Origin of the sequence: Bacillus tuaregi (assembly GCF_900104575.1) — a bacterium.
Taxonomy (GTDB): Bacteria; Bacillota; Bacilli; order Bacillales; family Cytobacillaceae; genus Bacillus_BD; species Bacillus_BD tuaregi.
In genome coordinates this window covers 2,605,281-2,618,991 of the sequence record NZ_LT629731.1, presented here as the reverse complement: position 1 = coordinate 2,618,991, position 13,711 = coordinate 2,605,281, and the positions used below count along the sequence as shown (strand labels likewise).

Annotated in this window: 13 protein-coding genes, 1 pseudogene and 1 riboswitch; of the genes and pseudogenes, 4 read left to right on the top strand and 10 right to left on the bottom strand. The window is 38.5% G+C overall.

Features of this window, described 5'->3' with window-relative positions:
• Positions 1 to 9 precede the first annotated feature (9 nt).
• The 4 genes and pseudogenes from BQ5321_RS14855 to BQ5321_RS14840 all read right to left on the bottom strand — a co-directional run bounded on the left by BQ5321_RS14855 (position 10) and on the right by BQ5321_RS14840 (position 4,461).
• The gene (locus BQ5321_RS14855) at positions 10 to 1,857 is read right to left on the bottom strand and encodes a bifunctional homocysteine S-methyltransferase/methylenetetrahydrofolate reductase (RefSeq protein ID WP_071395214.1); all 1,848 of its coding nucleotides are present in this window, start codon (positions 1,855 to 1,857) and stop codon (positions 10 to 12) included.
• 4 nt (positions 1,858 to 1,861) lie between these two features.
• Positions 1,862 to 3,043 (bottom strand): cystathionine beta-lyase, encoded by a 1,182-nt coding sequence (gene metC, locus BQ5321_RS14850; protein WP_071395213.1) that lies wholly within the window; start codon positions 3,041 to 3,043, stop codon positions 1,862 to 1,864.
• 70 nt (positions 3,044 to 3,113) lie between these two features.
• Positions 3,114 to 3,350: pseudogene (locus tag BQ5321_RS24850) on the bottom strand (PLP-dependent transferase); the annotation flags it as partial.
• Positions 3,343 to 4,461: a methionine biosynthesis PLP-dependent protein gene (locus tag BQ5321_RS14840; RefSeq protein WP_071395211.1), complete on the bottom strand. Its 1,119-nt coding sequence runs from the start codon at positions 4,459 to 4,461 to the stop codon at positions 3,343 to 3,345. The pseudogene BQ5321_RS24850 and the gene BQ5321_RS14840, both read right to left, overlap by 8 nt.
• A gap of 169 nt (positions 4,462 to 4,630) precedes the next feature.
• Positions 4,631 to 4,745: riboswitch (SAM riboswitch) on the bottom strand.
• A gap of 247 nt (positions 4,746 to 4,992) precedes the next feature.
• On the opposite strand from BQ5321_RS14840, the gene BQ5321_RS14835 reads away from it, so the two are divergent.
• On the top strand, positions 4,993 to 5,217 hold the full coding sequence (locus tag BQ5321_RS14835; RefSeq protein WP_071395210.1) for a hypothetical protein: 225 nt from the start codon (positions 4,993 to 4,995) through the stop codon (positions 5,215 to 5,217).
• An 80-nt stretch (positions 5,218 to 5,297) separates the two neighbouring features.
• Here BQ5321_RS14835 and sda read toward each other — a convergent pair whose 3' ends face one another.
• Complete coding sequence (gene sda, locus BQ5321_RS14830; protein WP_071395209.1) at positions 5,298 to 5,429, bottom strand: sporulation histidine kinase inhibitor Sda; 132 nt, start codon at positions 5,427 to 5,429, stop codon at positions 5,298 to 5,300.
• A gap of 228 nt (positions 5,430 to 5,657) precedes the next feature.
• On the opposite strand from sda, the gene BQ5321_RS14825 reads away from it, so the two are divergent.
• Positions 5,658 to 5,861: a DUF6501 family protein gene (locus tag BQ5321_RS14825; RefSeq protein WP_071395208.1), complete on the top strand. Its 204-nt coding sequence runs from the start codon at positions 5,658 to 5,660 to the stop codon at positions 5,859 to 5,861.
• Positions 5,862 to 5,921: 60 nt separating this feature from the next.
• On the opposite strand, the gene BQ5321_RS14820 is transcribed toward BQ5321_RS14825, so the two are convergent.
• The 3 genes from BQ5321_RS14820 to BQ5321_RS14810 form a co-directional block, all read right to left on the bottom strand.
• Positions 5,922 to 6,539 (bottom strand): YhcN/YlaJ family sporulation lipoprotein, encoded by a 618-nt coding sequence (locus BQ5321_RS14820; protein WP_071395207.1) that lies wholly within the window; start codon positions 6,537 to 6,539, stop codon positions 5,922 to 5,924.
• Positions 6,540 to 6,692: 153 nt separating this feature from the next.
• Positions 6,693 to 7,478: a membrane protein insertase YidC gene (yidC, locus tag BQ5321_RS14815; protein ID WP_071395206.1), complete on the bottom strand. Its 786-nt coding sequence runs from the start codon at positions 7,476 to 7,478 to the stop codon at positions 6,693 to 6,695.
• Between the two features lie 33 nt (positions 7,479 to 7,511).
• Positions 7,512 to 7,799 carry a hypothetical protein gene (locus BQ5321_RS14810; RefSeq protein WP_071395205.1) on the bottom strand — a complete coding sequence of 96 codons (288 nt, stop codon included), beginning with the start codon at positions 7,797 to 7,799 and terminating at the stop codon, positions 7,512 to 7,514.
• A 252-nt stretch (positions 7,800 to 8,051) separates the two neighbouring features.
• On the opposite strand from BQ5321_RS14810, the gene BQ5321_RS14805 reads away from it, so the two are divergent.
• Entirely contained in the window at positions 8,052 to 9,524 is a 1,473-nt protein-coding gene (locus BQ5321_RS14805) for a nicotinate phosphoribosyltransferase (protein WP_071395204.1), read from the top strand.
• Between the two features lie 28 nt (positions 9,525 to 9,552).
• A complete protein-coding gene (nadE, locus tag BQ5321_RS14800) occupies positions 9,553 to 10,374 on the top strand; it encodes an ammonia-dependent NAD(+) synthetase (RefSeq protein WP_071395203.1) in 822 nt (273 codons plus the stop codon).
• Positions 10,375 to 10,414: 40 nt separating this feature from the next.
• On the opposite strand, the gene pflA is transcribed toward nadE, so the two are convergent.
• Both pflA and pflB read right to left on the bottom strand, forming a co-directional pair.
• Positions 10,415 to 11,170 carry a pyruvate formate-lyase-activating protein gene (gene pflA, locus BQ5321_RS14795; protein WP_071395202.1) on the bottom strand — a complete coding sequence of 252 codons (756 nt, stop codon included), beginning with the start codon at positions 11,168 to 11,170 and terminating at the stop codon, positions 10,415 to 10,417.
• Positions 11,171 to 11,283: 113 nt separating this feature from the next.
• Positions 11,284 to 13,545, bottom strand: coding sequence for a formate C-acetyltransferase (gene pflB, locus BQ5321_RS14790; RefSeq protein ID WP_071395201.1), 2,262 nt, complete (start codon positions 13,543 to 13,545; stop codon positions 11,284 to 11,286).
• Positions 13,546 to 13,711: the final 166 nt, after the last annotated feature.

Genomic DNA, 13,711 nt, shown 5'->3' with positions numbered 1-13,711 from the left:
ATTGAAGCTTTAGACACGGTGTTTCCTCCTTAATTTTTCGGAAGTCTGCTTTGCATACTGCGATAGTTCTGCAGTCATTTCATACCGTAAAAATGGTGTAATGAGATAAATGCCGTTAAATAGTTCAGCAGCAGTATCAATAAGTGATTTTGTAATCTGTATCCCTTCCTGAGCGGCTTTCATTGGCTCGTCCTTAAAGGCTGCCATAGATTCGCGAATGGAATCCGAAATTTTTATCCCAGGTACCTCGTGGTGAAGAAACTCTGCATTTTTACTGCTCGTAAGTGGCATCAGACCAATATAAATCGGTGTATCAAGATGCTTTGTTTCCTCGTATATACTGATTATTTTCTCCTCTGAATAAACAGGCTGAGTAATAAAATAATCTGCACCATAAGTAATCTTCTTCTCCAGTCTCTTAACGGCCTTATCGAGCTGACGAACATTTGGGTTAAAGGCTGCTGCTACGGAAAAGGAAGTTTTTTGTCCGAGCTCTTTTCCAGAATAGGAGAGACCCTCGTTAAATTGCTTAATCATTTGGATAAGTTCAAAGGAAGACACATCGTATACCGATGAGGCTCCTGGAAAATCACCAACTCTTGCTGGATCACCGGTAATCGCAAGGACATCATGTAAACCAAGTGTATGTAACCCCATTAAATGCGATTGCAGCCCAATCATATTTCGGTCACGGCAGGTAAGGTGAATCAGCGGGCGAACACCGGTTTTCTGCTTAACTAAATAGCCTAAGGCAGAGTTAGATATCCTTGGTGAAGCAAGTGAGTTGTCTGCCATTGTAATGGCATCAATTCCTGTTTCCTTTAAAGCTTCTACCCCTTTAAAATATTTCGTTGTATCTAGTTTTTTCGGTGGATCTAACTCGACAATAACTGATGGTCTTTCTTTCACAAGACTCTCCAATGGTAAAAATTCACGTTCAGTAGTTTCCGATGATACAACAATTTTCTCTTCTTTTCTTTGTAGTTTCTTCTCCCGTACAGGCTCGACTCCTTTAAGTTCACTGGCAAAAGCCCGTATATGCTCCGGTGTTGTTCCACAGCAACCGCCAAGCAAACGAATGCCTTGATTGCGGAAGTCATGAGCTGATTTTCGGAAATAGTCAGCATCGCCATCATAATGAAAAACTCCATCGGTATATGCGGGCAGACCAGCATTCGGATAAGCTGATAAGAATGCTTTAGTTGGTATAGCAACTTGCTCTAATGCCTTTAGCATATGATGGGGACCAAAGCGGCAATTTAGGCCAACAACATCGGCACCATGACTTTCTAAACGGGTAAGAGCTTCGCCAATGTTTGTATGATCCTGCAGATAACCAACTTCCTGCATCGATACCTGAGCAATAATTGGTAGGTCCGTCTCTTTTCTCGCAATGGATAGTACTGTTTCAAGCTCTTCCAAATCATAGAAGGTTTCTAGTAAAATACCATCTACGCCTTCTAGCAGTAAACAGTACAATTGTTCACGAAAGCTTCTTTTAATTTCTTCCAATGAAAGAGATTGGGGATTGATTCCGCGGTTCCCGCCGATGCTACCAATAATATAAGCGTTTGACCCGACAGCTTGCTTGGCAAGCTGTACCGCCTTGCTGTTCATTTCCTTTACAGAGTCCTCTAAACCATAGCGGCTAAGCTTTAAGTAATTGGCAGCATAAGTGTTTGTTTGGATGATTTCAGCACCCGCATCTAAATAGGCTTTATGAATATCCATTATTTGCTCAGGATGGGAAAGGTTCAGCTGTTCGATACAGCTGTCTTTACCATAAGAATAAAGAAGGGTACCCATAGCACCATCTGCAATTAAAATTTCGTTCTCCAGTCTTTTAAGAAAATTCATAGTATCAACCCCGGTCATCATTCAAATTTGTTTGTTTTACTTTCTCAAGCGCATTTGAAAAATCCTTTATTAAATCTTCTGGATTTTCGAGCCCGACGGAAAGACGTAAGAGACTGTTGGTTATTCCACGTTGCGCTCGTTCCTCTGCAGGCATGGCGGCGTGTGACATTTTGGCAGGGTAGGAAAGAATCGATTCTACGGCGCCAAGACTTACTGCAAAGACTGGAATCTCTACATTTTCAACAAAGGTTCTAAACACATCCTCATCCCTTAACTCAAAGGATAGAACAGCACCTGCTGAAGCTGCTTGTGAATGATGGATGTCATATTGCGGGTGTTCCTTCAGGCCAGGATAGTATACCTTATTCACAAGTGGGTGTCCTGCGAAAAAGTTGGCTAATCTTTCAGCTGCCTTAACGGAGTGTTCTAAACGAACATGTAGTGTTTTTAAGCCTCTTAGTACAAGCCATGCATCCTGGACACCCAGAACCGCACCAAAAGAATTTTGCAAGAAATATAGTTTTTCAGCTAAAGCTGGATCCTTTACAACTGCCAAGCCTGCAACCACGTCACTGTGTCCGGATAAAAATTTAGTCGCACTATGAAGGACAATGTCAGCTCCAAGTGTAAGCGGCTTTTGAATGGCTGGCGTTAAAAACGTATTATCGACAAAGGTAAGGGCATTATGTTTCTTTGCCAAATCACTCACCGCTTTAATATCGGTTACTTTCAGTAATGGATTGGAGGGAGTCTCTACATAAAACAGCTTTGTATTTGGCTGGACAGCCTTATTAATCGCTTCAAGGTCAGTCATATCAACAAATGTATGACTGATTCCAAAACGGGTTAGTACCTGGGAAACCATACGGAAGGTACCACCATATACATCCTCAGAGATGACAACATGATCATCCTTAGAAAGTAACATGAAGGCAGTTGATATAGCGGCCATTCCGGAAGAAAAGGCAAATCCACGATACCCGTCCTCTAATTCTGCAATCACTTCCTCCAATGCTTCTCTAGTGGGGTTTCCGCTTCGACTATAATCGAATTTTCCAAATGAATCAATTTCTTTTTGGTGAAAAGTTGAAGCATGTTGAATTGCGACACTAACAGCGCCAGTGGTTGGGTCTATTTTATGTTTATTGTGAAGTAAATTAGTTTGAAATGTATATGGCTCATTCATAAATAACAATCTCCTTTTTGACAGCAGCCAGTGCTTGTGTTAAATCCTTGATAAGATCTTCGACGTTTTCAATGCCTACTGAGAACCGTAATAAACGATTATCAACGCCTGTTTCGATACGAACCTCTTCAGGGATGTCGGCATNGGGGTTTCCGCTTCGACTATAATCGAATTTTCCAAATGAATCAATTTCTTTTTGGTGAAAAGTTGAAGCATGTTGAATTGCGACACTAACAGCGCCAGTGGTTGGGTCTATTTTATGTTTATTGTGAAGTAAATTAGTTTGAAATGTATATGGCTCATTCATAAATAACAATCTCCTTTTTGACAGCAGCCAGTGCTTGTGTTAAATCCTTGATAAGATCTTCGACGTTTTCAATGCCTACTGAGAACCGTAATAAACGATTATCAACGCCTGTTTCGATACGAACCTCTTCAGGGATGTCGGCATGTTTTTGAGTAGTAGGGTAGGTGATAAAGCTTTCCACTCCGCCAAGGCTTTCTGCAAAACAAATTAAGTTTAATTTTTGTAGAAAAGGGTTTACCCACTTTTCACTTTGGATACGAAATGATAGCATCCCGCCATGACCTGGATATAGAACATCTGTTATGCTATCGTGCTCTTTTAAAAATTCGACAATGGCTTTGGCGTTTTTCTCATGACGTTCCATTCGTAATGCAAGAGTTTTCATCCCGCGCATTAACAGCCATGAATCAAACGGACTTAACACTGCGCCTACAGTATTATGATATTTAGCAATGGCATCACAAAGCTCGATTCCTTTGGCAACAATTAAGCCTGCGAGAACATCATTATGACCGCCTAGATATTTTGTTGCGCTATGAATAACAATATCTGCTCCGAGCGCAATTGGCTGTTGTAGGATAGGTGTATAAAATGTATTATCAACAATCAATAAAATATTGTGTTTTTTGGCAATCCGGGCAGCTTCAGAAATATCCGTTTGTTCCATAAGAGGGTTTGTCGGAGTTTCAATAAAGATCGCTTTTGTTTGAGGTGTGATTTCTTTTTCAATATTATGAACGTCACTAGTGTTGGTATAACGACATCGCAGCCCCCACTTTTTAAAGCCTTCCTCAAGGATGCGATAGGTACCGCCATATAAATCTTTCGAAACAACCCACTCGTCTCCAGCTTGAAACAGTGAAAGAATGGTTAAAATAGCCGCCATTCCGGAGCTACATGCATAGCCGCGGTCCCCGCCCTCTAAATCTGCTATCGCTTCTTCTAAAACTTGTCTCGTAGGATTGGCTGTTCGACTATAATCAAATCCGGTTGACTGACCGATGCCAGCATGACGATAGGCAGTTGAAAAATAAACAGGTGCACTAACGGTACCAGTAGTTTCTTCACTTCTATTGCCAATTTGCGCTAACTTTGTATCTGTTTTATACATGTGATTACACTCCTTATTCTTCAGAAAAGGGGGAATGCTTTATCTTCCCAATCGCCTTTCTATGCTGATTTTTCTTATTAGTGTACTTGGTTTAGAAGGCTGTATGAACCAACATTAAAAAAAGTCTTCTTAAAGAAGAAGACTTTAGTTTAAACATAAACATGACTTCTTCTTATCTTTCAAGTTTATTCGTAAACTTGCTGGATTTAGCACCTTTTCAATGCTTAACATTGAAGGTTGCTGAGGTGTCCCTGGGCCATCCCCTCTACCTCTCTTGATAAGAAAATATGATTAATTTCTTAAACTTTACTACAATAGAATAAAACTTGCAATTCTTTTTTTATAAAAATAGAGATTATTTATATTGTTAAGATAAATAAGAATAATAGAATTAGCTTAGTCATATTATTGATGACTATATTTTTATTATGTAAACTAAATAAGTAAGTCAATTGTTGAAATAAGTTCATAAAATTCGATTAATTTATCGGGAATAGCCTTTATAATAGGAGTTAAAGGAGGAATTAACACATGATAGAACAAAGTACTCATTGTCATCACCGCTATAATAATATCGAAGAAAATCTAGCCTATTCAGAGCAGGATGGAATTGAATTGTCTGTCAGAAAAGGTGTAACGAACAAATGGTTACTCTATCTTCATGTTGACTCTCCACTCGTACCGATGGAATTAAGAGATTCCTCCGCATTGGAAAGCAGAACACAGCTTTATTTCCATTTAGTTGATGAGCTATAAACCGGGTTATACCCGGTTTTTTTAAGCAATAGATAAAAGCAACAAGTAAGAGCAAAGGAGGTATCCTTTGCTCTTACTTGTTAATTTATAATGGGTTTTAAGCCACGTTTTTTTATTTCTCCCTGTAATACTCTAATCCAATCTTTATCATTACCTGACTTCAATGCATCACGATACGAGACAATTAACTGTTCATTACTCATAATTTTCATTGTGCATACCTCCAAGGTAAAGGATAGAATATTCAATATTATTCTATTTTAAAGATTTTATGAAATTTTTCATAGTCCATTTTAAAAAAATTCATAAAATTTTCATGGTAAATGGAAGTGATGCTTAACAAAATGTCCACATAAATAAATCGGGTGCTGATTGTTGCTCTGTGGGGTTGATACTTATATACTAAAGTGTAAATGGTATTAGGAAGGGAGTTTGTTAACATGATTCATTTAGACTGGCACGAACGAAAAACAATAAAAACGGTAAAATGTATACATACGGATGCCAAAAAATATATTGTCAACCGCGTGCTGACACCTGGGAAAAGCTATGAGGTGAAAAATGAAACGGAAGAGTTTTATTTCATTATCGATAATAGTGGTAAAGTAGGTGGCTTTTACAAGGATTATTTCGAACAGGCATAAAAAAGTGACTCATTACTGTTCTCCATAAACAGTAATGAGTCACTTTTTACGTTCGTAGTCCTACTTTTTAGAGGGGAATACCCGGCGGACTAACACGCTGAATTCATCGAAAAGTCCCTCAACCGGTTGTCCATTGCGAATATCTTCTGCATAGGAGGTTGTGCGCTTATAAAAATCGGGGTTAACAGAGATATATACATGCTCAATATTGCGGTTGGAGGATTTGACTAAATCGGAGATTTTTCTTTCAACGTCGTTTGTTAATGTTTTGTCAGCATTAGCTGCTAATTTTGCGGCTACATAAGCATTATGATTCGTAACGATGACGTTTGCTCGATCCACTTCACGCATTTGAGTAATTTTTTCAGCTGCTTGATCAGCAATATCCATTTGATTATTTGTCGCATTTCCATTGTCATTATCCGCCGTATTATTAGCGATATTTCTTGCTGTAATATCGCGATTTTGATTGTTGCCGTTTCCGTTTGTTATCCGCCGATTTTGTTCCTCTCTAATGCTTTGATTCACATTTTGCTTCTTGTCTGAAACGGTTCGTAAATGTGCGGTGTCCTGGTTAGTGTTTGGATTAGGATTCAAGGCAGTACCATTGTCTGTACCGCAAGCACTGAGAATGATGGACGATATAGAAATTGTGGTGAGTAGGGCTTTCCAATGCATGTCAGAACCTCCTTGAGTATTTATTCTATTTTAGTTTGACAGGAACAATCGTTACTATTCGTGAAAGGGAATGGGAATAATTGCTGTTGGATGAGGAAGAAGATGCGTTATACGTAAAAAAACATCCGCCTTTTTAGGAGACGGATGTTATTACTAAGCTTTTTCAACATTTGCTGTATTGATTTTTTTCGGAGTCTGATACAGTTTACGACCGAGATAGGTTTGAAAGATCAAAAAGACTCCACCGATGACCCAATATAGTGGTAGGGCAGCAGGTGCATTCAGGGATACCATAACAATCATAACCGGCGATAAAAGTCCCATATATTTCATTTGTTGCTGTTGGGCTTCAGGCATGGTGGATTGAGAAACCTTAAATTGTAAATAATATACGATACCTGCCATGAGAGTTACTCCAATATCCGGCTGGCCAAGACTGAACCATAAAAATGAATGGGTGGCGATTTCATGAGAATCACGGATTGCATAATAGAAAGCCATTAAGATAGGCATTTGGATAAGTAATGGTAAGCAGCCCATATTTAGCGGATTTACACCATGCTTTTGATACAAACCCATCATTTCTTTTTGCAACAGCTGCTGGTCTTTAGGATCCTTTGTTTCTTTAATTTTTTTCTGGATGATATCCATTTCAGGCTTTAATAAATCCATTTTTTCTTTCATATTTGCCTGTGTTTTATATTGCTTTAACATCAAGGGTAAAAGAATGATCCGAACAAGCAGTGTGACTGCGATAATACTTAATCCATAATTATCATGAAAAAGATTGGAAGTCCAAAGGATTAATTGTGTAAAAGGTTCAACAAAATAGTGGTGAAAAAAACCAGTATTCTGCCCATTGCTAGCAGAGCATCCAGTTAATAGGACGGTCAGCCAAATTCCAGATAATAATAAAGTGAACTTTTTAATGGTATTCATCGTTTCTATTTCCTCCCATTTAGATAAATATCTTTACTTGGAATAGGAAATAGGGCTGTCAGGATCTTCACTAAGATTCTTTTTTCTTCTAATATATCTTAAAATCCACATCAGTTGGTTGTTTAGATGGTACGGCTTTTTAATGAATAGTAAAAGCTGCTTCCCTTGAAGGTGGACATCTGATGATGTGTAGATGGAGTCGGTCATTTTAACATCAATACTATGGATCCACAGCCATTTTACGGAAAGTCCAAAAAGGATACTAACATACAGTGAATAATCAACCTGTAGATTGGTGGTATCCAGAAAAAATTCAAACAAATAATTCACCTCAACTATTGCATGTGCATGGTGAAAGTATAATGGATTTTGGGTTATTAAGCAATGGAACAAAAAGGGCTTTACTGTTAGAGGAGAGTATTGAAAAAAATCTGTTAATTAGACAATAGCTAATTAAAGTTTATAATATTAATAGACAAATTTGTGGTTATCGTGGGAAAGCTTAGAGATAGATAAATTAGTTCTCACTATTAGTAAGGATTAACAGGTAAGTGAATATTGGGAGGTTTGGTCATGGCGAAATTTTTGGACGACAGTTTAACATTACATACAGATTTGTATCAAATAAATATGATAGAAACCTATTGGGAGGATGGCGTTCATAATCGTAGAGCCGTGTTTGAAGTTTTTTTTCGTAAGTTACCATTTGGTAATGGCTTTGCGGTCTTTGCTGGTCTTGAAAAGGTAATTGATTACTTAAAAAATCTGCGATTTACAGAAGAAGATATAGCTTATTTAAGGGATGAATTACGATTTCAGGAAGACTTTCTAGATTATTTAAAAGACCTTCGTTTTACGGGCTCTGTTCGTGCAATGGCAGAAGGAGAAATTGTCTTTGCAAATGAACCTCTTATTCGAATTGAATCAACTCTTGCCGAAGCTCAATTAGTTGAAACAGCCATTTTGAATATTGTGAATTACCAAACATTAATTGCCACAAAGGCCTCCAGAATCAAATATATTATTGGCGATGAAACAGCCATGGAATTTGGTACAAGACGGGCTCAGGAAATGGATGCAGCGATTTGGGGAACACGAGCAGCATATATAGGTGGTTTTAGTTCGACCTCCAATGTAAGGGCAGGAAAATTATTTGGAATTCCTGTTTCAGGCACGCATGCGCATTCACTCATTCAAGCCTATATTGATGAGTACACTGCCTTTCATAAGTATGCTCGCCGCCATAAGGATTGTGTTTTTTTAGTTGATACATATGATACGTTGAAGTCTGGTGTGCCGAATGCAATCCGCGTCGCGAAGGAATTGAGAGACGAGATTAATTTTGTCGGCATTCGTTTGGATAGTGGTGATCTTGCCTATTTATCTAAAGAAGCAAGAAAAATGCTTGATGAGGCAGGCTTTACAAAAACGAAGATTGTTGCTTCAAATGATCTTGATGAATACACGATTATGAATTTGAAATCCCAGGGAGCAAGAATTGATGTATGGGGCATTGGCACCAAGCTGATTACCGGCTATGATGAACCGGCATTAGGAGCTGTATATAAAATGGTCTCGATTGAAGATGACGCTGGAAAAATGGTTGATACAATCAAAATCAGTGGAAATCCGGAAAAGGTTTCAACACCTGGTTTAAAAAGAGTGTACAGAGTCATTAATTTAGCCAATCAAAAATCGGAAGGTGATTATATTGCCTTAGATGATGAACGGCCAAATGAAGAAAGAAGTTTAAATATGTTCCATCCAGTCCATACCTATATCAGGAAGGATGTGACCAATTTTGTGGCAAAAGATCTTCACCATGATATTCTTACAAATGGTGAATTAGTCTATCAGCTTCCGTCGCTTGAACAAGTTCAAAAGTATTGTCAGCAAAATTTAAATTATCTTTGGGATGAGTATAAACGGTCATTAAACCCTGAGGAATATCCAGTTGATTTAAGTCCAAAATGTTGGGAGAATAAGCTCAACCATATCGAAACCGTTAACCAGAGAGTTAGCGAGGAATTGGCAAGTCTTGTATAAACACTTATTTAGAATGGGAGGAATTATCATGAATATGCAAAATCGAATTAGGAACGAGTTACATATTCAATCTGTAATTAATCCAAAGGTGGAGCTTCAAAAGCGAATTCAATTCTTAAAAGAGTATCTATTACAGACAAAATCGAGCGGATATGTCCTTGGAATAAGCGGCGGTCAAGACTCAACCCTAGCGGGGAGACTTGCCCAATTAGCCGTTGAAGAGCTTAGGTCAGAGGGACATGAGGTGAAATTTGTTGCTGTCAGGCTTCCATACGGAGTTCAAAAGGATGAAGCAGATGCAAAGGCTGCATTAGCCTTTATTAAAGCAGATGTTGTATATACCTTTAACATAGAAGCGGCAGTGGATGCCGTAAAAGTGGAGTATGATATGAAAGTAAATGGGGAGCCATTAAGGGATTATCATAAGGGGAATGTTAAAGCAAGAATGAGAATGATAGCTCAATATGCGATTGGCGGACAAGAGAACCTCCTTGTTATCGGTACAGACCATGCTGCCGAAGCTGTAACGGGCTTTTATACAAAATATGGTGATGGGGGAGCAGATATAGTTCCGCTAGCAGGGCTGACGAAAAGACAGGGAAGAGAACTATTAAAGGAATTGGGTGCAGCGGAAAGTCTGTACTTAAAGGTTCCAACTGCCGATTTATTAGACGATGTGCCAGGTCAGGCTGATGAAACAGAGCTGGGGATCTCCTATGAGGAATTAGATGATTATTTAGAGGGTAAAAACGTTTCTCCAGTAAGTGCGGAAAAAATAGAAAAGAGATATTTAGCTACACTGCATAAAAGAGAAATGCCGGCTACCATGTTTGATGACTGGTGGAAATAGTTAATAACAATAAGATGTTAAAAAAGTGCTGTCCTGTTATTCAGGATAGCACTTTTTTACGAAACGTAAGTGTTTTGGTGAGAACTTTATATGCAGTTTGTACCTTCTCATCACTAGGCGGCTCAATGTTATTTAAAGGGTAGTCCATTCCAAGTGCCTCCCATTTATATACACCAAGCTTATGATACGGAAGGACCTCCAATTTCTCCACATTCTCAAGTGTACCGATAAAATGACCAAGTTCTTCTAAGTCTTTTTCGTCATCTGTCACGGAAGGCACAAGAACGTGACGAATCCAGACGGGAATCTGGCGCTCAGATAAAGATTTTGCAAATTGGATAATATGGTCATTAGCCATTCCAGTTAATTGAATATGCTTCTTTCGATTAATATGCTTTAAGTCAACTAAAATTAAATCTGTATAGTTCAACAATTCGTTGAGTTGCTCTTGAAACAGTGGAGCTGTTGAATAGCAGCCGCCGGATGAATCAATGGTTGTATGGATCCCTATTTTTTTGCATTCCTTAAATAATTCAATAAGAAAGGGGATTTGTAACAACGGTTCACCGCCGCTGACCGTAATACCGCCACCTGAAGATTCAATAAAAGGGAGGTACGAAGTTAAATCCTCCATGATATCAGCAACAGACATTTGTTTCCCAGTTCCTATTTCCCAAGTATCTGCATTGTGACAATACTGACAGCGGAGGAGACAGCCTTGTGTAAAAACAACATAGCGGATGCCTGGTCCATCTACAGTACCAAATGTCTCAATGGAATGAATATTTCCCAGCATATTGATTCGCTCCTATCCATTTATTTTATGTGATATCGCATAGTAGTAAGTTGTCTGTATGAAAGAGTCAAAGAGAAGGGAAGAGACCCTTCTCTTTATCTCTTACTTATTTATTATACAAGAACAGGTTCTTTTTTTTCTGCAGCAGACATACTCTCATGGAACGTACGGTTAATAACGTCAATTTGTTGCTCGCGAGTCAGCTTAATAAAGTTAACCGCATAACCAGAAACACGAATCGTTAATTGCGGATATAATTCTGGATGTTCTACAGCATCTAATAATGTGTCGCGATTTAATACGTTCACATTGATATGATGACCGCGCTTTGACACATATCCATCAAGCATTGCCACAAGATTATTTACTTGTGATTGATCCTCACGTCCAAGCGCTTTTGGAGTGATGGTAAAGGTATTAGAAATACCATCTAATGATGCATCGTAAGGTAATTTGGCTACAGAAGTCAGCGATGCAAGCGCTCCTTTTGTGTCGCGGCCATGCATTGGATTAGCACCTGGTGCAAATGGTTTACCTGCTTCACGGCCATCTGGTGTTGCGCCTGTTTTCTTACCATATACAACGTTAGATGTAATCGTTAATACTGATTGAGTTGGAACAGCACCACGATAAGTTTTATGTTTTCTAATTCGGTTCATAATTCCGTTAACAAGGTCTACAGCAATTTGATCGACACGATCATCATTGTTACCATATTTAGGGTAGTCACCTTCAATTTCGTAATCAACGACAAGACCGTTTTCGTCACGGATTGTTTTTACTTTTGCATATTTAATAGCACTAAGTGAGTCAGCTGCAACAGATAATCCAGCGATACCGCAAGCCATCGTGCGGAGAATTTCACGATCATGAAGAGCCATTTCAATTCTTTCATAGCTGTATTTATCATGCATATAATGGATCACATTTAATGTGTTCACATATAGTCCGCATAACCAGTCAAGCATTTTGTCATAGTTTTTAACAACTTCTTCGTAATTTAAATACTCAGAAGTAATTGGTTGGTATGATGGGCCAACTTGTGTCTTTTTCTTTTCATCAACACCGCCATTAATTGCATATAATAATGCTTTGGCAATATTTACACGAGCTCCGAAGAATTGCATTTGCTTACCAATTCTCATGGCAGATACGCAGCAGGCAATGCCGTAATCATCGCCCCATAATTCTCTCATCATATCATCATTTTCATATTGAATAGCACTTGATTTGATAGACATTTTTGCAGCATATGCCTTGAATGCTTCAGGTAATTTTGTTGACCAAAGAATGGTTAAGTTTGGTTCTGGAGCCGGTCCTAGGTTATCTAAAGTGTGTAAGAAACGGAAAGAGTTCTTTGTCACTAAAGGACGGCCGTCAAGAGCCATACCTGCGATAGATTCTGTTACCCATGTTGGGTCGCCGCTATATAATTCGTTATATTCAGGTGTTCTTGCGAATTTTACAAGACGAAGCTTCATAACAAAATGGTCAACTAATTCTTGTGCTTCTTGTTCTGTTAAAGTCCCATTCTGTAAATCTCTTTCAATATAAATATCTAAGAAAGTAGAAGTACGACCAAGACTCATAGCAGCACCATTTTGTTCCTTAATTGCAGCTAAATAGCCAAAGTATAGCCATTGAATTGCTTCCTTCGCATTTTTCGCTGGTTGAGAAATATCAAAGCCATAAGAAGCAGCCATTTGTTTTAATTCTTTTAAGGCACGATATTGTTCACTGTATTCCTCGCGGTCACGAATGACATCATCTGACATAGTGCCATCGCCGATATATTGATATTCTTTAAGTTTTTCTTGCATTAAGAAATCTACACCATAAAGAGCGACACGGCGATAGTCACCAATAATACGTCCGCGTCCATAAGCATCAGGTAATCCCGTGATAACACCAGCGGAACGGGCAGCTCTCATCTCTGGTGTGTAAGCATCGAAAACGCCTTGGTTATGTGTTTTGCGGTAATCCGTAAAGGTATGTTCAACTTCTTTGTCTAACTCGAATCCGTATGATTCTAAAGCGGTTTTTGCCATGCGGATTCCGCCAAATGGCATTAACGAACGTTTAAAAGGTTTATCTGTTTGGAAACCAACGATTTGTTCAAGTTCTTGTGTTAAGTATCCAGGTCCGTGTGAAGTAATGGTTGAAACGATTTTTGTGTCAGCATCCAAGACGCCGCCAGCTTCACGCTCTTTTTTAGATAGTTCCATTACTTGATCCCAAAGTTTTGTTGTTGCTTCTGTAGGTCCTTCTAAAAAGCTATCATCACCAGTATAAGGGGTAAAGTTCTTTAAAATAAAATCTCTTACATTTACTTCTTTTTGCCAAACGCCATTTGTAAAATCTCTCCATTGTTCCATTGTTACGTCACCTCATTGGTTTAAAATAGTTACTCATTGTTTGCTAGTAGGTAGTAGTACAATGACTATATTAGTAGTGTAACAGATAGTTTATGAAAGTAATCACATTATATATGAACAATTTATGAATGTTAAAAAACCCTTGATATACAAGGGTTTCAAGTTA